The following is a 17,330-nucleotide window of genomic DNA, read 5'->3' as shown; positions in this document are numbered from 1 at the left end:
GTTCACCGTGGGGGGAGAGAACGGATGGTGCAGCACAGGGTGGGTTACGCGCCGGGCGTGTACGACCTGTTCCACGTGGGTCACCTCAACATCCTTCGTCATGCCCGCAGTCAGTGCGACTACCTGGTGGCGGGGGTCGTCTCCGACGAGATGGCCGCCCTCGCCAAGGGCCACCGGCCGGTGATACCGCTGCGGGAGCGGCTGGAGATCGTCCGCAGCATCCGCCACGTGGACGCCGCGTTCGTGGAGACCGTGCCGGAGAAGATCGACACCTGGCAGCAGGTCCGCTTCGACGTGATCTTCAAGGGCGACGACTGGCGGGGAACGGAGAAGGGGAAGAAGCTCGAACGCGACTTCGCCGAAGTCGGCGTCGAGGTCGTCTACTTCCCGTACACCGTGCACACGTCCAGCACGCAGCTGCGCAAGGCGCTGGACGTGCTCGTCACCCGGCCCGGAGCGCTCTCAGCTCCCTGAACCACTTGGCCAGGAAGGCCACCAGGAACAGCGCGTGCACCACGGCGAGCGCCGCGTACCCCGCGAGGAACGCGGAGGGCTCGCCGAGCAGCAGGAAGACCAGGCAGAACACCCCGTAGTCGGCGGGGAGCAGTGCGACGGCGCGCACCCGGGAGACCGGCCCCGCCGGGGCGGCGGTCCCGGGTTCCGCTCGCTGAGCCGCCTTGCCGAGCTGCTCGCGGAGCAGTCCCGCGCAGAAGGTCAGGACGGCGGCGAAGAGGAAGCCGAGCGGCAGCAGCAGCCATGCCTCGTCGCGCTGTTCGCCGATGCGATAGGCGTCGCAGCGGTAGAGGGAGATCAGTACCGCGGTGTGGACGAGGATCATCTTCGCGCAGTCCACCACGTGGTCGAGCCACTCCCCGTCCGGGCCGCCGCGTCCGGTGAGCCGGGCGAGCTGGCCGTCGGCGGAGTCGAAGGCGAAGCCCACCACCAGCCCGGCCCAGACGAGCGCTCCCAGCACCCACGAGGGTTCGGCGAGCGCGACCGCGACGAGCGATGCGAAGGTGAACGCGGCGCTCACCAGCGTGACCTGATTGGGTGTCAGTCCCGCGCGAAAGGCCGCCGCCGCGAGTATCCGGCCGGCGGGCCTGTTCACGTACCGCGAGTAGAGCGAGACGCCCTTGGACGTCTTCTGTGCCCCGCGCAACTCGCGCAGCACCGTACCCGTGCTTCCCATACGCCCCCCAGCGTCCGGCGGTTGCCCCGCATCATGGCACGCTTCTGTTTCCGGGCATACCGCGCCGAACGGCACGGGCGTCCGCGTCCGTGCGGACCGGGGTCCCACCCGGTCCGGTCACGGGCGTCCGAACCGGACCACTCAAGGGTCAGCGTTCTTCGGTGAGTTGGGTGTCCAGGTCGTCGAAGAGCAGGTCGTCGTGGTCGATCTGGCGCGTCCGGTACGCGGATCGGGCCACGAGGTGGGCCGCCACCGGGCCGGTCATCATCTGGAAGAAGAGGATGAGGGCGAGGGTCGCGAGATCCATGCCGCTGCGCAGCCGCATCGCCACCCCGATGAGCACCAGCAGGATGCCGAGGGTCTGCGGCTTGGTCGCCGCGTGGCTGCGGGAGAGGACGTCGGGCAGCCGGAGCATGCCGAAGGTGCCGAGCAGGCAGGTGGCGGCGCCGAGCAGGACGGCGACGGCGCCGGCGGTGTCGACGACGGTGAGCCAGGTGGTCATGGTCCGGTCTCCTTCGTGCCGGAGGGACGGTCCGGCTTCGTGCCGGAGGGGCGGCCCGCCCCGTGGTGCGGGCGCGGCCGGTCGCGCACCGCGATGAAGCGGGCGATGCCGACGGAGCCGGTGAAGCCGAGGAACGCCAGCACCAGCATGATCGGGAAGTAGAAGGTGTCGCGGACCAGTGCCGCGCGGGCTCCGAGACCGGCGATGATCAGGGCCGCGCACACGTCGAGGGAGAGCGCGCGGTCGAGCATCGAGGGCCCGCGCCAGATGCGCGCGAGCAGCAGCAGTCCGGCGACGACGATCATCGCCACCGCCACGTACAGCAGCCAGCGGTCGACGTTCTCGGTCGCGCTCATGCGGGGGTGCTCCCGGTCTGCGGGTGGGGTGGTTCCGGCGGCGGCTGGGCGACCCGGGCGATCTCGTCCCGGGTGCCGAAGGCCCGTACGGTCAGGGCCTCCATCCGCCACACCGAACGGCGGGCCGCTTCGAGTTCGGCGGTCAGGTCGGCGTCGAGCACGTGCAGGAAGACGGTGGCGGTGGAACGGCGTACCTCGACGATGGCACCGCCCGGCACGTTGGAGACGGCGACGGCGGTGGCGGTGAGCATCAGGTCGCTGCGGCAGCGCAGCGGTACCGCGATGACGGCGGCCCGGTGCGGTCTGCCGGCGAGGATCTGCCCGGTCACCTTCAGACCGGAGGTGACCATGTCGTACAGCAGATAGCCGGCGAGCCGCAGGATGCCCCAGGGGTGCAGGCGCAGCCCGAGATCGACCCTGGGCAGCGGGAAGGCCAGGCAGACGACGACCGCGACGACCACTCCGATGAGGACGTTCGCCCAGGTCAGGGTGGACCAGAGCATCACCCAGATCACGGTGAGCCAGGCGATGAGCGGCAGATCGATCACGCGGCGACCGCTCCTGCCCAGGGTGAAGCTGAGCGGCGGCATCGTGGGACCGAGGGGGAATCGGCGGCTCACCGGTCGAGCACCTCGTCGATGTAGGGGGCGCGGCGCAGGAGTTCGGTGGCCGTCCGGTCGGTGTAGGTGGTCAGCGGCCCGGCGAACACGGTGAAGGCGAGGCTGATGAGGACTCCGGCGGCGGTGGCCGCGACCATGGTGCGGGGCAGCCGGCTCGTGGTGGTGATGGCGCGGCCGTGCAGGGTGGCGGCGAACGCGCGCCCGGCCGGTCCGGGCAGGTGGCTCACCGGTTCGTCGCCCGTGCCGGGCATGCGGTCCGGTCCCTCGTCGGCGTCGGCGGCATCGTCGTCCTCGTCGGAGTCGGCCTCCAGGACGGTGCCGTCGAGCGCCTGTCCGGGCGGGGCGTCGCGCCAGAAGGCGAGGTTCCAGACCTTGGCCATGACGTACAGCGTCAGCAGGCTGGTCGCGGTGGAGCCGGCCACCAGGAGCCAGGCCCAGACGCTGCCGTCGGCCACACCGGCGCGCATCAGGCCGAGTTTGCCGATGAAGCCGGAGAACGGCGGGATGCCCGCCATGTTGAGGGCCGGTACGAGGTAGAGCACGGCGAGCAGCGGGGCGGCGCGGGCGAGGCCGCCGGTCCGGGTGAGTTCGGTGGTGCCGCCCCGGCGTTCCACCAGCCCGGCGACGAGGAAGAGCGTGGTCTGCACGGTGATGTGGTGGGTGACGTAGACGATCGCGCCGCCGTACGACTGGCGGGTGGCGAGGCCGATGCCGAAGATCATGTAACCGATGTGGCTGATCAGGGTGAAGGAGAACAGCCGCTTGAGGTCGGTCTGGGCGACGGCGCCGAGGATGCCGACGAGCATCGAGGCGAGGGCGACGGCCATCAGCAGGTCGCCGACGCGGTTGCCGGGGAAGAGCAGGGTCTCGGTCCGCAGCATGCTGTAGACGCCGACCTTGGTGAGGAGTCCCGCGAAGACGGCGGTGACGGGCGCGGGAGCGGTGGGGTAGGAGTCCGGGAGCCAGGCGCCGAGTGGGAAGACGGCGGCCTTGATGGCGAAGACCGTCAGCAGCATGGCCTGGATCAGCGTCTGCACCCCGAGCGGGAGTCCGGGCAGCCGCTGGGCGAGCTGGGCGAGGTTGGCGGTGCCGGCCGCCGCGTAGGTCATGGCGATGGCGGTGAGGAAGAGCATCGAGGAGAAGAGCGAGATGATCACGTACGTGGAGCCGGCCCGCACGCGCGGTCCGGTGCCGCCGAGGGTGAGCAGAACGAAGCTGGCGACCAGCATGATCTCGAAGCCGACGTAGAGGTTGACGAGGTCTCCGGCGAGGAAGGTGCAGGAGACCCCGGCGACGAGGATGAGGTAGGCGGGGTGGAAGACGGCGACGGGGGTCTCCTCGTCGCGGTCGGCCATGCCCTGCCCGAGGGAGTAGACGAGCACGCAGAGGGTGACGGCCGAGGAGACGGTCAGCATCAGGGCGGAGAGCCGGTCGGCGACCAGGGTGATGCCGAGCGGCGGGGCGAAGTCCCCGAGGTGGACGGAGAGCGGGCCTTCGGACTGGGTGGCGGCCATGAGTCCGGCGGAGAGCCCGAGGACGACCGTGAGCACGGCGACGCTGATGAAGCGCTGGAAGCGCTTGAGGCGGGTGCCGAAGGCGAGGCTGAGGCCGGTGGCGCTGAGCGGCAGCAGCACCGGCAGCGGGACGAGGGCGTTCATCCGGCGTCTCCTGGTTGGTCGTCTCCCGGGCGGGGGCGGTGCGAGGGGGCGTCCGGAGAAGAGCGGACACCGGCGGCTGCGGCGTAGTCCTCCGGGTCGGCGCCGAGTACGTCGTGCCAGAGGTCACCGGTCGCGTCCCGGCCCCGGGCCTGGAGGGCGCGGTCGGCGCGCAGCCGGTGGCGCAGGCGTCGGCGTTCGTCCAGGTAGCGGGCGCGCTCCTCGCCGGTGGGGGCGTCCCCCGTCTTGTACTCCTCGATGAGCTGCGCGCGTTCGCCCCGTACCTCGGCGCGCAGCGCGATGCGCCGGTCCTCCAGGTCGTCGTGGACCTCGTCGGTGCCGGTCAGCTGGTGGCTGCGGTAGGCCATGGCGAGCAGGAACGCGGTGGTGGCGAGGGTGATGACGATCGCGGTGAGGGCGATGGCCTGCGGCAGCGGGTCGGTGACCTCGCGCAGCGGTACGCCGTAGAGCAGGGGCGCGGCGCCCGCCGAGCCGGTGCCGGCCAGGACGAGGAGGTTGATGCCGTTCCCGACGATCACCGCGCCCAGCAGGATGCGGGTCAACGGCCGGGTGAGCATGAGGATGCCGCCGACCGCGCAGAGCACGACGGCCGTGGCGAGGAGGCAGGCGCTGACGGTCATCGGGTGCCGCCTCCCGCCTCGGCCGGGCCCTGGTGCCGCAGGGCGGCGGCCCGTTCGATCTGCCGGTCGATCTTCGCGCCCAGCGCGCGGACGATGTCGAGGACGACGCCGAGGACCAGCAGGTAGACCCCGCAGTCGAAGAGGACCGAGGTGCCGAGGTGGTAGTCGCCGAGGACCGGCAGGTGCCCGTGGTAGGTCCAGGCGTGCAGCACCGTGCCGTCGACGAGGCCGAGCAGGGCGATACCGGTGGAGAGGAACAGGCCCATTCCGGTGATGAGTCCGGGGGGCAGCGGCGCCGCCTCCGCGAGTTCGAACCGGCCGCCCGCGAGGTAGCGGGTGATGAGGGCGACGGAGCCGACCATCCCGGCGACGAAGCCGCCGCCCGGCATGTTCTCCGCGCAGAAGAGCAGGTACACGGAGAGCACCAGGACGGGGTGGAACAGCAGCCGGGCCACCACTTCGAGGACGAGGGAGCGGTGTTCGGGGGCGAGGGTGGAGGTGGCGGCGAGCCAGTCGCGTTCGGGGGCGCCCTCGTCGCCCTGCGGGAGCCCGGTGAGCGCGTCGCGGTCTCGGGAGAGGGCCCAGGCGGTACGGGGCGCCGGGGCCGCGGTGGTGAGTGCGGGGAAGCCGGCGGGGACGGCGGGCGCGGTGGGGCCGGGGGGCCGCTCCTCGCCGGAGGCGGGCTGCTGTTCACTCCTGCGGTGCAGGTAGATGAGGCTGGTCACGCCCACCGCCGCGGCGGCCAGCACCGCCGACTCGCCCATGGTGTCCCAGGCCCGCAGGTCCACCAGGATGGTGGCGACGACGTCCTTGAGGCCGTGGCTCGCGGCCTCCTCCACCATCGCGGCACCGGCCGGGCGGGCGGTGCGCGCGGCGGCGGAGACCCAGACGGCGACCCCGAACGTGGCGGCCGCCGCGAGGGCGACGGGGACGCGCACGGCCCGGCGCCAGGAGGTGACGGTCTCCTGGAAGTGGACCGGCATCCGCCGCAGCACCAGCACGAACACGATCATCGAGACCGTCTCGACGCAGAACTGGGTCAGCGCGAGGTCGGGGGCGCCCTGGATGACGAAGAGCAGCGCGGTGCCGTAGCCGGTGAGCCCGGCCAGCACGACGGCCTTCATCCGGCGGCTCACGGTGAGGCAGAGCAGGGCCGCGGCGCTGGTGAGCACGGCGAGCGCGCCCTGGAGGGGTGAGTCCCAGAGACGCGGGGCGACCGCGTCGTCCCAGGGGCGGTCGGTGACGAGGACCGCGAGCTGTCCGGCGATCAGCACGAGCAGGGTGGTGGCGAGGTAGACGGAGAGCGAACCGCGTTGCACCAGGCCGGTGATCTGGAGGGCGAGGCGTTCCAGGCCGAGCAGGAGGTGGCCGAAGACGCTGTCGGCGGTGGGCCAGGCGATGCGCCGGGCGAGCGTACGGACGGGGGCGCGGGCGGCGAAGAGCAGGGCGCCGCCCGCCCAGGCGACGGCCGAGAGCAGCAGCGCGGTGCCGAAGCCGTGCCAGAGGGCGAGGTGGTAGGGGTAGGCGGTGGCGGGGAACTCGTCGGCGTACCGGCTGAACAGGTGCTCGGTCCAGCCGACCCCGGGGCCGAGCACGAGTCCGGCGAGGGCGAGCACGGCGGGCGGGGCGAGGAAGGCGGCGGAGACCCGGTGGACGGGGGTGTCCGCGACGCCGGGCTTGCGCAGGAAGGCGCCCCAGACGAACCGGAGGGTGTACGCGGTGGTGAGCGCGGAGCCCGCGACGGTGGCCGCGAGGGTCCACAGGTCGGCGGTGTCGCCGTGCAGGAGTGCCTCGAACGCGGCTTCCTTGGAGGCGAATCCGAGCATCGGGGGGATCGCGGCCATGGACGCGGCGGCGAGTACGCCGACGGCGCACACGAGCGGAGTTGAGCGTCCGACGCCGGAGAGACGGCGCAGGTCGCGGGTGCCGGTGGCGTGGTCGACGATGCCGATGACGAGGAAGAGCGGGGCCTTGAACAGGGCGTGCGCCAGGATCATGGCGACGGCGGCGAGCGCGGCGTCCCGGTTGCCGTCCCCGGCCAGCAGGATGAGGAAGCCGAGTTGGCTGACGGTGCCGTAGGCGAGGACGAGTTTGAGGTCGTGCAGCCGCAGGGCGCGCCAGCCGCCGAGCAGCATGGTGGCGGCGCCGAGGACGAGTACGACGGGGCGCCACAGCGGTACCTCGTCGAAGGCGGGGGCGAGCCGGGCCACCAGGTAGACGCCGGCCTTCACCATCGCGGCGGCGTGCAGATAGGCGCTGACCGGAGACGGTGCGGCCATGGCGTTGGGCAGCCAGAGGGAGAACGGCCAGATCGCGGACTTCGACAACGCGCCCGTCAGGACGAGGGCCACGGCGACCTGGACGGCGACGGACGCGGTGGGCGGGTGGTCGACGATCTCAGAGATCCGGTAGGTGCCCGCGGCCTGACCGATGATCAGGAAACCGACCAGCATGGCCAGTCCGCCGGAGGTGGTGACGGTGAGCGCCTGGAGCGCCGATCGGCGGCTCTGCTTCTTCTCGCTGGTGTGCCCGATCAGCAGGTAGGAGAAGACGGTGGTCAGCTCCCAGAAGACGTAGAGCGTGATCAGGTCGTCGGCGAGGACGAGCGCGAGCATCGCACCGGCGAAGGCCAGCAGGTTCCCGGCGAACCGGGCCAGTTGGGGGGTGTCGTCGGCGAAGTACGAGGCGCAGTAGAGCAGTACGAGGGTGCCGACTCCCGCGGCGAGCAGCACCATCAGTTCGCCGAGGGCGTCCAGGCGCAGGTCGACGGAGACGTCGTACGCCGGGATCCAGTCCCAGGACCAGGTGTCGGCCCGCCCGTCGGCGGCGCTCGACCACATCGTGAAGGCCCAGACCGTGGTGGCCGCGGGCGGAAGTGCGAGCACGGTGAACGCACGTCTGCCCAGCCGGTGCACCAGGGGACCGGCGCAGGCCGCCAGCGCGAAGTGGCAGGCGATGAGCGCGATCACAGCGGGGTGTCCGGAGAATGTGGCACTGAGTACAGATATATCCCCCGGCGGTGTTCACCCGTCCGGCACGCCGCACGGAGCGCGGCGGCACTCCATGACCACCCGGGCGGTCCCGGGACGCGCCCCTGGGGCCCCCTGTCGGTGTGAGGGATATGTGGGACCGGTGTTGTTCGCGTGAGCCCACTTTCTCTTCATTTTTTCACTGTGCCTAGTATCTATGTGTCGAAGTTCTCAACGGAATTGACTGGTCGTGAGACCGTCACCCACGTCAAGGAGCATGCCCTGCGCACGCGCGCGTCTCGGCGCACCGACTCGACCCCCATGTCGCTGCGGACAGCCCTGCTCATCCTGGCCATCGTCCCCGGCGTCGCCCTCGCGGCCCTCTGGGCGGTCACCAGCGGACAGACCCTGCTCGACTTCCAGCGGCAGGCGGCCCAGGGGCAGTTGGCCCAGAAGGCCGGCCAGCCGTCCAACATCGTGTACTACAACCTGCAGGAGGAACGGCGGCTCAGCGCGGAGGCGCTGGCCGATCCCGATGCTTCGAAGGAGGCCCTCCAACGCCAGAGGAAGCTCACCGACAAGGCGATCGCGACCTTCCAGTCGGTCTCCGACATCTCCGCCGACAGCGCTCCGGCCACGGTGCGCGAGGCCGTCGGCAAGGCCCGTGAGTCGATCAACCAGCTCCCCGCGCAACGGACGTTGGTCGACCAGGGCGACGACGAACAGCAGGCGGTGGTCTACGGCTACTACACCGACCTCATCGAAGTCGACCTCCAGCTGTTCTCCGCCCTCAGTCAGGTGGACAACGGCGAGGTGACCACCGCGTCCGCGCCGCTGGTCGACCTCTTCTGGGTCAAGGAGATGGCGTCCCGCTCGGACGCGCTGCTGGCCCGCGGCTGGCCCGACGGCAAGCTCAGCACCGCGGACCTCGCGCAGCTGCGCGAGGAGATCACCGGCCAGTCCTTCCAGTACTCCACGAAGGTGCTCCCCAACCTCCCCGCCGACGAGCGGGCGATGTGGAACAAGATGGCCGACGGCGAGGCCTGGAAGACGAAGACGAAGCTGGAGGCGCAGATCCTCGCGCCCCGCGACGCCGACTCCAAGGGGTACGTCAGGATCGTCGCCTCCGAGAAGTCCTGGCGCTCCACGATGGACCAGGTCACGCCCCAGCTGGTGGCCCTGCTCGAACACCGCACCTCTCTGGTGGTCTCGATCGGCAAGGACAGCATCGTGTCCCTGCTGGTCAAGATGGTGATCACCACGGTGGTCGGCCTGCTCGCCGTGATCGCGGTCATCCTCACCACCTGGCGCCTCACGCGTAACCTGCGCCGCCGCATCAAGCGTCTCCAGGACCACGCGGAGGAACTGGAACGCACCCTTCCGGACGTCGTCGAACGGCTCGGCCAGGGCGAGAAGATCGATGTCGAGGCCGAGGCCCGCGCCATCGAGTCCGACCGTGAGGACAAGTCCGGCGACGAGCTCACCCGGCTCGGCGCCGCGCTCAACCTCGCCCGCACCAGTGCGCTCGCCGCCGCCGTCAGACAGGCCGACCAGCACCGCGGGTTCGAGCGCCTCCTCCAGCGCATCGCCCGCCGCACCCAGCAGCTCATCGGCCAGCAGCTCAAGAAGCTGGACGAGCTGGAGCGCAAGCACGAGGACCCCGAGGTGCTCGACGGCCTCTTCGACCTGGACCACCTCACCGCGCGTCTGCGCCGGTACGAGGAGAACCTGGTCATCCTGGCCGGCGGCGCCCCGCACCGGCGCTGGCGCAAGCCCGTCCCGCTGCTGGACGTCATGCGCTCCGCCCAGGGCGAGGTGCAGGACTACCAGCGGGTGGTCCTCGACCTCGACGGAACACCCTGGCTCTCCGAGCGGGCCGTCGGCCCGGTCTCGCACGTACTGGCCGAACTGATCGAGAACGCGCTGGCGTTCTCCCGGCCGCCGAGCCCGGTGGAGGTGCGCGCCGCCAAGGTGAGCCGTGGCCTGGCCATCGAGGTCGAGGACCGCGGGCTCGGCATGGAGGAGCACCAACTGGCGGAAGCCAACGAGCTGATGACCCGGCCGCCCCGGATGGACGTGCTCGCCCACTCCGAGGACATCCGGCTCGGTCTCCACGTGATCTCCCGCCTCGCCCACCAGCACGGTCTGCGCGTGGAGTTCCGTTCGTCGGCGTTCGGCGGCACCCGTGTCGTCGTGCTCGTGCCCGACGAGCTCACGGTCGCCCACCCGACCGGGCGCTCGGTGTCCGCCGTGCCCGCCGCCGCGGTCCCCGCCCCGGAACCCGTGCGCGAGGAGGTCCCCGCCTCCACCGGCGCGCTCCCGTCCCGGGTCCAGGGCCGGGCGATGGCCGGGGTCACCGCACTGGTCGACCACGCCGCCGCCCGCTCCCAGCGGTCCGAGCCGTCCGCCCTGTCCGAGGAGCGGCCCCCCGCCGCCGCGGACACGGACCGGCCGGTCCAGTCCGGTACCTACACGGTCCCGGAGACCCCGTACTCCGGCCCCTCGGAGCCGTACGGCCAGGAGCGGTACCCCGACACCTCCTACGCCCCCGCGCAGGAGTCGTACGGCACCGCCGAGGACTCCTACGGTCCCGGCGCCCCGTCGTACGGATCACCTCCGGACCCCTACGCGCCGGAGGACCAGGGGTACGCCCCGGCGGAGCAGCCGTACATGACGGCGGCCGGACAGTACCCGGTGCCGGACCTCGGCTTCCCGGAACAGGACGCGCCGGCCGGCGCGTACCCGGCGCCGGAGTCCGACTTCCCGGACGCGTCGTTCGCGGAGCCGTCGTTCGCGGAGCCGTCGTACCAGGAGCCGTACCAGGAGCAGCCGTACACCGGCACCGGCGGTTTCCCGGGGCCGGAGACGTCGCCGTACGGGCACCACACGCACGGCGGAGAGCGGCAGCCCGAGGTCTCCGGCCATCCCGCGCTCCCGCCCGGCGGGGACGCCCAGGCCCCCGGTTCGGAGCCCCCGCTCCCCCGCCGGGTCCGCCAGGCCAGCCTGGTCGACGAGCTGCGGGTCGATCCCGCGGCCGGCCGTCCGGCAGCCGCCCCCAGGACCCCGAGCTGGGACGAGAACCCCCTGCTCAGGCCCGCTCCCCGGCGTGCCGGTGCTGCCATCGGCGCATTCCAGCGGCGGTCGCGCGAGGCGCGTTCGGCCGACGGGGCGCCCGCGCAGCCCACCACTCCCCCATCGCCCCTCAATCCGAGAGAAGAACGGTCATGACACGCACAACGGCCACGCTTCAGGATCTCGACTGGTTGCTCGACGGCTTGGTGGACTCGGTGGCCGAGACCGTCAACGCCGTACTGCTGTCCGACGACGGACTGGTCGTGAGCCACTCCCGGACCATCGACCGGTCCGACGCCGAGCGGCTCGCCGCGATCTGCACCGGCCAGCAGAGCCTCGCCCGGGGCGTGGGCCAGCTCTTCCGGGGCGGCACGGTGCACCAGGTCATCGTGGAACTGGCCGACCTCTGGCTTTTCATCATCACCGCGGGTCAGGGCACCCACCTCGCCGTCGTCGCCTCCCAGGAGGTGGACGCCGAGGTGATGTCGCTCGCCATGCACAACCTGGTCCAGCAGGTCGGCCAGAAGCTCACCGCCCCCGTGCGCGGCGAGTTCGACGCCTTCGGCACCGGGGACGGGCAGCGGGTGTGACGCCCTACTGGGACGACGACGAGACCGACGCCTATGAGGACGACGGTGCGGGCACCATGGTGCGCCCGTACACGATCACCCGGGGACGGACCGCTCCCGAGCGGGACGACTTCACCCTCATCACCGTGCTGACGACCGTGCACGACATGCGCGACGAGCACGGTGCACCGCTGCGGCCGGGCCGGCTCCAGCCGGAACACCGCATGATCCTCGACCGCTGCACGCACCCCGCGGCGGTCGCGGAGGTGTCCGCCGATCTCGACCTGCCGATCTCGGTGACCAAGATCCTGCTGGCGGATCTGGTCTCCCAGGGCCTGCTGCTGGCCCGCGCCCCGCTGTCGGTGGCGCGGGCTTCCGGCGGGGCCCACATGGGCCTGCTGGCCGCCGTACGTGACGGACTCCGGAGACTCTGAGCAAGATGACAACGCCCCAAACGGCGCCCAGCGCCGTCAAGATACTCATCGCCGGTGGCTTCGGCGTCGGAAAGACCACCCTGGTGGGCGCGGTCAGCGAGGTCGCGCCGCTGCGCACCGAGGAATTCCTGACCAAGGCCAGCATCGGCGTGGACGACCTGGCCGGTGTCGGCCAGAAGAGCACCACGACGGTCGCGCTGGACTTCGGCCGCATCACGGTCAGCCCGGAGCTGGTGGTCTACCTGTTCGGCACGCCCGGACAGGAGCGCTTCTGGTTCATGTGGAACGACCTGGTCAACGGGGCGCTCGGCGGTGTCGTCATCGCGGACACCCGCCGGCTGGACACCAGCTTCGCCTCGATCGACTTCTTCGAGAGCCGGGACATCCCCTTCGTGGTGGCGATCAACTGCTTCCACGGGCACAACACCCGCAGCGCCGCGGAGATCCGTGCGGCGCTCGACCTGGACCCGCACGTCCCGCTCCTCGTCGGCGACGTGCGCGAGCGGTCCTTCGGCCGCGACGTGCTGCTGGCGCTGGTCGACCATCTGATGGCCCTGCCGGCCGCGGTCGGCTGACCGCCACGCCGCCCCTGCCCTCCCCGCACTCATCGACCTCCCGGGAAAGAGAACAGACATGGCAACACCCCTGCGCGTACTGATCCACGGCGGCGGGATCGGCGGCCTCACCCTGGCCACCGCGCTCGCCCGGAGCGGTCACACCGTCCGGGTCGCCGAACTGCGCGACGGCGTCGAGGCTCTCGGCGTCGGCATCATCCAGCCGTCCAACGCCCTCCACGTGATGCGGGAGATCGGGGCCCTGGACGCCTGCCTCGAAGCCGGCTTCGAGTGGGAGATCCTCACCATCTGCGACCCGACCGGCGCCCCGCTGGCCAAGATCCCGCAGCCGCGCATGGACGACGCTCCCTCGAACAACGGCATACCCCGGCCCGAGCTGGCCCGGATCCTCGCCGAGGCGGCGACGGCCGCCGGCGCGACGGTGTCCTACGGCACGACGATCACCGAGCTGTCCGACGACGGCGCCGGGGTCGACGTGACCCTGTCGGACGGTTCGTCCGCCCGCTGGGACCTGGTCGTCGGCTTCGACGGCATCGGCTCGCCGCTGCGTGGCCGCCTGTACGGCGACACGTACTCCCCCGAGTACACCGGCTTCGCCAACTGGCGGGTCACCGTGCCGCGCCTGCCCGAGGTCCAGGGCGTCGTGATGAGCGCGGGCAACGAGGCCGCCAAGGCGCTGCTCACCCCGATCACCGACGAGCTGATGTACCTGGGCGCCGTCTTCGGCGAGGAGCCGGACTTCCGGCCGGACCCGGAGCGCGCGCACGAGCAGCTGGCGGAGCGGCTCACCGCCTTCGGCGGGCCGGTGGCGGAGGCGCTGAAGCACGTCACCGACCCGGCGGCCGTGGTGTACTCCCGCATCTCCCAGGTGACCGTCGAGGAGCCCTGGCACGTCGGCCGGGTCGTGCTCGCCGGTGACGCCGCGCACGCCTCCGCGCCGCAGCTGGCGCAGGGCGCGGCGATGGCCGTGGAGGACGCCCTGGTGCTGGCGCGGTCGCTCGACGCCGAGGCCGACGTCCCGGCGGCGCTCGCCGCGTGGGAGGCACGTCGCCGGCCCCGCGCGATGTTCGTGCAGAGCCTGTCGCGTGCGGTCCTCAAGCAGGAGACCGGCAACCCGACGACGCCCGAGGAGGACGAGCTCCTGAAGATCGGCATCCCGGGCGCCGCCCACGTGCTCGTCAAGCCGTACTGATCGCACCCGGTGGGCCGAGGTCCAACCGGCGGTGCCCGACGGGGCCCGGACGTCCGCACGGATGTCCGGGCCCCGTCCCGCGTCCGGGCCCTTTCGGACCGGGAGACCGCCGTCCACCCGGCCACGGAGGGTGGGACGCCATCACCTCATGGCGCGTAGAGTGACTGTCCTCACAGCCATGGGGCGGGCGGTTCGTGAGACCGTGGGTGCGAAAGTCCTTTTCATGCCGGTTGGTCGGCCCCGTGTACGGACGCCCCGATCCATGGCCTGGTATACGGAAGCATCCTGACGTGGACGTCCGCAGCACGACGGCCCCTCCGTCGCGGGACGGCTTCCGCACAAGGAATCACGCGACCCGAACGGAATCCGTCTTGCCGCCCGTCGACCCCGCATCCGCCTCCTGGCGCATCGAGCTGCCGCACACGACGGCGGCCGTACCGATCGCCCGCGCCCTCATCCGTTCGGCACTCACCGACATCGAGGCGCCCACGGACAGTGACACCGCCGAGCTGCTCACCGCCGAGCTGGTGACGAACGCCGTCGAGCACACCGACGGCCAGGAGCCCATCGAGCTGGTCGTGGAGCTGCTGCCGACCGGCTGTCAAGTGGAGGTCCACGACCGTGACCCCGAGCCGCCGGGCGGACTGACCGCACCCGGCCCGGACACCATGCCGGACCCGTGGCAGGAGTACGGGCGCGGTCTGCTGCTGATCCGCACGCTCAGCTCCGCCTGCGGCCACCGCACCACTGAGCACGGCAAGGCGGTCTGGTTCACGCTGCCGGTGGTGCCTGCCCAGGCGGGTCCGACTCCTCGGAGCTGACCAGGCGCGAGCGGCTGCGGCTGTAGAAGGAGTACAGGAGGGAGCCCGCGACCAGGAAGGCCGCGAACTCGGCCCAGGCCTCCCAGCCGGTCCCGTACATCAGGTACACGCAGAACGCGACGCCCAGGATCGGGCTGGCCGGATAGAGCGGCACCCGGAAGGAGCGCCTCAGCGCGGGGTTGCGGCGGCGCAGCTGGATGACGGCGAGGTTGACGACGGCCATCGCGCCCAGGGTCCCGATGGTCGTCAGGTTGACCACCGCGTCGAGCGACGAGAAGGCGGCCGGGACCGCGAAGACCGCGGCGACGATCCAGGTGTTGGCGACCGGGGTGTGCGTCTTCGGGGAGACCCGTTCGAAGATCCTCGGCACCAGTCCGTCCCGGGCCATCGACATGAGGATGCGGGTCTGCCCGTACATCACGGCCAGCACCACGGAGGCGATGGCGACGACCGCGCCGAACGCGACGATGCCGCCGCCCACGGTGGAGTCGGTCACCTCGTTGACGATCGCCGACAGCGCGGCGGGCGTGTTCGCGACCTCGTCCGGGCCCAGCGCCCCGATGGCGGCGACGGCGACCGCGCAGTAGAGCAGCGTGACCAGACCGAGGCAGATCATGATCGCGACGGGGATGTTCCGCCGGGGGTTCTTGACCTCTTCGCCCGCGGTGGTGATCGCGTCGAAGCCGATGTACGAGAAGAAGGCCAGCGAGGCCCCGGAGGTGATCCCGGAGATGCCGCTGCCCGCGAAGGGCGTCAGGTTGTCGTGGCGGAACGCGGTGAAGGCGATGGCGCAGAACGCGATCAGGATGCCGATCTTCAGCACCACCATCGCGGCGGTCGCGCTCGCGCTCTCCCGGACCCCGCGCACCAGGAGTGCCGCGGCCATGGCGATGACCAGCACGGCCGGGAGGTTGACCACTCCGCCGTCGGCGGGGCCGCCGGAGAGCGCTTCGGGCAGCTGCACCCCGAAGAGGCTGTGCAGCAGTTCGTTGACGTACTGGCTCCAGCCCACCGCGACCGCGGAGACCGAGACGCCGTACTCCAGCAGCAGGCAGCCGCCGACGAGGAACGCGGTGCGCTCGCCGAAGGTGGCGTAGGCGAAGGAGTAGGAGCTGCCGGAGACGGGGATCGCACCGCCCAGCTCGGCGAAGGAGAACGCCGTGAAGATACAGGTGATCGCCGCCAGGACGAAGGAGATCACCACCGCGGGACCCGCCTCCGAGACGCTGTCCGACAGCCCGACGAAGATGCCGGTACCGACGACCGCGCCGACACCGAAGCAGACGAGCTGGAACAGGCCCATGGTGCGCTTGAGGCCGTGGCCCTCCAGGTCCGCACCGGATTCGGCGACCAGCTGTTCGGGGCTCTTGCGGCGCGGGCCGGAGCTGGGTGGGCCCGGCCGGATCGTGCGCTGCGCACTCATGCGGCGTTTCTCTTCTCTTGTGGCGCGGTGGGGGGACCAGGCCCGGCGTGCCGTGGGGGGCGGTGCCGTACATGGCAATGGGGCCCGAGCCTGCAAGCTCGGACCCCAACGAGACAGACCATGGTAGCCGCCGACGCGCATGTTCACCCAATTGCACGCATCGGCATGCAGAAGGGACGAGGACGCGGAAACCAGCCGCGTCCGTCGTGCCCGGCCGTACGGCTCAGGCGCCGGCGAGCATGGCGACGAGGACCGCCTTGATGGTGTGCATCCGGTTCTCGGCCTCGTCGAAGACCACCGAGTGGGAGGACTCGAAGACCTCGTCGGTGACCTCCAGCTCGGTGAGCCCGTGCACGGCGTGGATGTCCCGGCCGACCGCGGTGCCGAGGTCGTGGAAGGCGGGCAGGCAGTGCAGGAACTTCACCCCGGGGTTCCCGGTGGCGCGCAGCACGTCCATGGTCACGGAGTACGGGGCGAGCGCGGCGATGCGCTCGGTCCAGACCTCCTTGGGCTCGCCCATGGAGACCCAGACGTCGGTGGCGACGAAGTCGCTGCCGGCCACGCCCTCGGCGACGTCCTCGGTGAGGGTGATCTTCGCGCCGCTGCCGGCGGCCAGTTCCCGGGCCTTCGCCACGACGTCCGCGTTCGGCCAGTACGCCTCGGGGGCCACGATCCGCACGTCGAGGCCGAGGAGCGCGCCGGTGATCAGGTAGGAGTTGCCCATGTTGAACCGGGCGTCGCCGAGGTAGGCGAAGGCGAAGCCGTCCTCGCGGATGTCCTTGGCGGAGTGCTCGACCATGGTGAGGACGTCGGCCAGCATCTGGGTGGGGTGCCAGTCGTCGGTGAGGCCGTTGAAGACCGGGACGCCCGCGTTGGCGGCGAGCTCCTCGACCGCGTGCTGGCTGTCGCCCCGGTACTCGATCCCGTCGAACATCCGGCCGAGCACCCGGGCCGTGTCCCGTACGGACTCCTTGTGCCCCATCTGGGAGCCGGAGGGGTCCAGGTAGGTGGTGGAGGCGCCCTGGTCGGCGGCGGCGACCTCGAAGGCGCAGCGGGTACGGGTCGACGTCTTCTCGAAGATCAGCGCGATGTTCTTGCCGCGCAGCCGCTGAACCTCACTCCCGGACTTCTTGGCCGCCTTCAGTTCCGCGGCCAGCTCGACCAGCCCGAGGAACTCCTCGGCGGTGAAGTCGAGCTCCTTGAGGAAGTGACGGCCTGCAAGGTCTATGGCCATGGTTCTTGCTCCTGGGTCGGACGAGGATCTTCGGCGTACCGTAACTCTGGAAGTGTATACGAGGCAATGCATTGCTAT

At 71.3% G+C, this 17,330-nt stretch carries 16 protein-coding genes; 7 read left to right on the top strand and 9 right to left on the bottom strand.

The genetic code is table 11. The features are described from left to right. Positions 1–24 precede the first annotated feature (24 nt). Complete coding sequence (locus tag OHA55_RS26045) at positions 25–474, top strand: adenylyltransferase/cytidyltransferase family protein (RefSeq protein ID WP_266710079.1); 450 nt, start codon at positions 25–27, stop codon at positions 472–474. Here the strand turns inward: OHA55_RS26045 and OHA55_RS26040 are convergent. The 7 genes from OHA55_RS26040 to OHA55_RS26010 all read right to left on the bottom strand — a co-directional run bounded on the left by OHA55_RS26040 (position 443) and on the right by OHA55_RS26010 (position 7,932). Beyond that, the gene (locus OHA55_RS26040; protein ID WP_266710078.1) at positions 443–1,189 is read right to left on the bottom strand and encodes a CDP-alcohol phosphatidyltransferase family protein; all 747 of its coding nucleotides are present in this window, start codon (positions 1,187–1,189) and stop codon (positions 443–445) included. The two genes, OHA55_RS26045 and OHA55_RS26040, sit on opposite strands and share 32 nt — an antisense overlap. Positions 1,190–1,337: 148 nt before the next feature. Beyond that, complete coding sequence (gene mnhG / locus OHA55_RS26035; RefSeq protein WP_266710077.1) at positions 1,338–1,691, bottom strand: monovalent cation/H(+) antiporter subunit G; 354 nt, start codon at positions 1,689–1,691, stop codon at positions 1,338–1,340. After that, entirely contained in the window at positions 1,688–2,047 is a 360-nt protein-coding gene (locus OHA55_RS26030; protein ID WP_266710076.1) for a monovalent cation/H+ antiporter complex subunit F, read from the bottom strand. The genes mnhG and OHA55_RS26030 overlap by 4 nt, the downstream gene beginning before the upstream one ends. Continuing rightward, positions 2,044–2,637: a Na+/H+ antiporter subunit E gene (locus OHA55_RS26025; RefSeq protein WP_266711168.1), complete on the bottom strand. Its 594-nt coding sequence runs from the start codon at positions 2,635–2,637 to the stop codon at positions 2,044–2,046. Before OHA55_RS26025 ends, OHA55_RS26030 begins: the two co-directional genes overlap by 4 nt. Positions 2,638–2,663: 26 nt before the next feature. After that, a complete protein-coding gene (locus OHA55_RS26020) occupies positions 2,664–4,325 on the bottom strand; it encodes a Na+/H+ antiporter subunit D (RefSeq protein WP_266710075.1) in 1,662 nt (553 codons plus the stop codon). Beyond that, on the bottom strand, positions 4,322–4,963 hold the full coding sequence (locus tag OHA55_RS26015; protein WP_266710074.1) for a Na(+)/H(+) antiporter subunit C: 642 nt from the start codon (positions 4,961–4,963) through the stop codon (positions 4,322–4,324). The genes OHA55_RS26020 and OHA55_RS26015 overlap by 4 nt, the downstream gene beginning before the upstream one ends. Continuing rightward, the gene (locus tag OHA55_RS26010; RefSeq protein WP_266710073.1) at positions 4,960–7,932 is read right to left on the bottom strand and encodes a Na+/H+ antiporter subunit A; all 2,973 of its coding nucleotides are present in this window, start codon (positions 7,930–7,932) and stop codon (positions 4,960–4,962) included. The genes OHA55_RS26015 and OHA55_RS26010 overlap by 4 nt, the downstream gene beginning before the upstream one ends. 321 nt (positions 7,933–8,253) lie before the next feature. Between OHA55_RS26010 and OHA55_RS26005 the strand changes: the two genes are divergently transcribed. The 6 genes from OHA55_RS26005 (at position 8,254) to OHA55_RS25980 (ending at position 14,595) form a co-directional block, all read left to right on the top strand. Continuing rightward, positions 8,254–11,160, top strand: a complete 2,907-nt coding sequence (locus OHA55_RS26005; RefSeq protein WP_266710072.1) for a nitrate- and nitrite sensing domain-containing protein — start codon at positions 8,254–8,256, stop codon at positions 11,158–11,160. Next, positions 11,157–11,594: a roadblock/LC7 domain-containing protein gene (locus OHA55_RS26000; RefSeq protein ID WP_266710071.1), complete on the top strand. Its 438-nt coding sequence runs from the start codon at positions 11,157–11,159 to the stop codon at positions 11,592–11,594. Before OHA55_RS26005 ends, OHA55_RS26000 begins: the two co-directional genes overlap by 4 nt. After that, positions 11,591–12,007, top strand: a complete 417-nt coding sequence (locus OHA55_RS25995) for a DUF742 domain-containing protein (protein ID WP_266710070.1) — start codon at positions 11,591–11,593, stop codon at positions 12,005–12,007. Before OHA55_RS26000 ends, OHA55_RS25995 begins: the two co-directional genes overlap by 4 nt. Positions 12,008–12,012: 5 nt before the next feature. Further along, positions 12,013–12,582, top strand: coding sequence for an ATP/GTP-binding protein (locus tag OHA55_RS25990; protein ID WP_266710069.1), 570 nt, complete (start codon positions 12,013–12,015; stop codon positions 12,580–12,582). Between the two features lie 58 nt (positions 12,583–12,640). Further along, on the top strand, positions 12,641–13,774 hold the full coding sequence (locus tag OHA55_RS25985; protein ID WP_266710068.1) for an FAD-dependent monooxygenase: 1,134 nt from the start codon (positions 12,641–12,643) through the stop codon (positions 13,772–13,774). Positions 13,775–14,145: 371 nt separating this feature from the next. Beyond that, positions 14,146–14,595, top strand: coding sequence for an ATP-binding protein (locus OHA55_RS25980; RefSeq protein ID WP_266710067.1), 450 nt, complete (start codon positions 14,146–14,148; stop codon positions 14,593–14,595). Here OHA55_RS25980 and OHA55_RS25975 read toward each other — a convergent pair. Next, positions 14,546–16,018 (bottom strand): APC family permease, encoded by a 1,473-nt coding sequence (locus OHA55_RS25975; RefSeq protein WP_266710066.1) that lies wholly within the window; start codon positions 16,016–16,018, stop codon positions 14,546–14,548. The genes OHA55_RS25980 and OHA55_RS25975 overlap by 50 nt on opposite strands. A 223-nt stretch (positions 16,019–16,241) precedes the next feature. Further along, the gene (gene argF, locus OHA55_RS25970; RefSeq protein WP_266710065.1) at positions 16,242–17,252 is read right to left on the bottom strand and encodes an ornithine carbamoyltransferase; all 1,011 of its coding nucleotides are present in this window, start codon (positions 17,250–17,252) and stop codon (positions 16,242–16,244) included. Between the last annotated feature and the right edge of the window lie 78 nt (positions 17,253–17,330).

The sequence above is a fragment of the Streptomyces sp. NBC_00102 genome (genome assembly GCF_026343115.1).
Classification (GTDB): domain Bacteria; phylum Actinomycetota; class Actinomycetes; order Streptomycetales; family Streptomycetaceae; genus Streptomyces.
This window is presented reverse-complemented; position numbering and strand designations above follow the sequence as displayed.

What these genes read in the sequence shown, in the direction of transcription:
- OHA55_RS25985 (WP_266710068.1), top strand. Translation starts at nt 12,641, where the DNA reads ATGGCAACACCCCTGCGCGTACTGATCCACGGCGGCGGGATCGGCGGC.
- OHA55_RS26025 (WP_266711168.1), bottom strand. Translation starts at nt 2,637, where the DNA reads ATGCCGCCGCTCAGCTTCACCCTGGGCAGGAGCGGTCGCCGCGTGATC.
- OHA55_RS25975 (WP_266710066.1), bottom strand. Translation starts at nt 16,018, where the DNA reads ATGAGTGCGCAGCGCACGATCCGGCCGGGCCCACCCAGCTCCGGCCCG.
- OHA55_RS26015 (WP_266710074.1), bottom strand. Translation starts at nt 4,963, where the DNA reads ATGACCGTCAGCGCCTGCCTCCTCGCCACGGCCGTCGTGCTCTGCGCG.
- mnhG (WP_266710077.1), bottom strand. Translation starts at nt 1,691, where the DNA reads ATGACCACCTGGCTCACCGTCGTCGACACCGCCGGCGCCGTCGCCGTC.
- OHA55_RS26040 (WP_266710078.1), bottom strand. Translation starts at nt 1,189, where the DNA reads ATGGGAAGCACGGGTACGGTGCTGCGCGAGTTGCGCGGGGCACAGAAG.
- OHA55_RS26000 (WP_266710071.1), top strand. Translation starts at nt 11,157, where the DNA reads ATGACACGCACAACGGCCACGCTTCAGGATCTCGACTGGTTGCTCGAC.
- OHA55_RS26020 (WP_266710075.1), bottom strand. Translation starts at nt 4,325, where the DNA reads ATGAACGCCCTCGTCCCGCTGCCGGTGCTGCTGCCGCTCAGCGCCACC.
- OHA55_RS25990 (WP_266710069.1), top strand. Translation starts at nt 12,013, where the DNA reads ATGACAACGCCCCAAACGGCGCCCAGCGCCGTCAAGATACTCATCGCC.
- argF (WP_266710065.1), bottom strand. Translation starts at nt 17,252, where the DNA reads ATGGCCATAGACCTTGCAGGCCGTCACTTCCTCAAGGAGCTCGACTTC.
- OHA55_RS26030 (WP_266710076.1), bottom strand. Translation starts at nt 2,047, where the DNA reads ATGAGCGCGACCGAGAACGTCGACCGCTGGCTGCTGTACGTGGCGGTG.
- OHA55_RS26005 (WP_266710072.1), top strand. Translation starts at nt 8,254, where the DNA reads ATGTCGCTGCGGACAGCCCTGCTCATCCTGGCCATCGTCCCCGGCGTC.
- OHA55_RS26045 (WP_266710079.1), top strand. Translation starts at nt 25, where the DNA reads ATGGTGCAGCACAGGGTGGGTTACGCGCCGGGCGTGTACGACCTGTTC.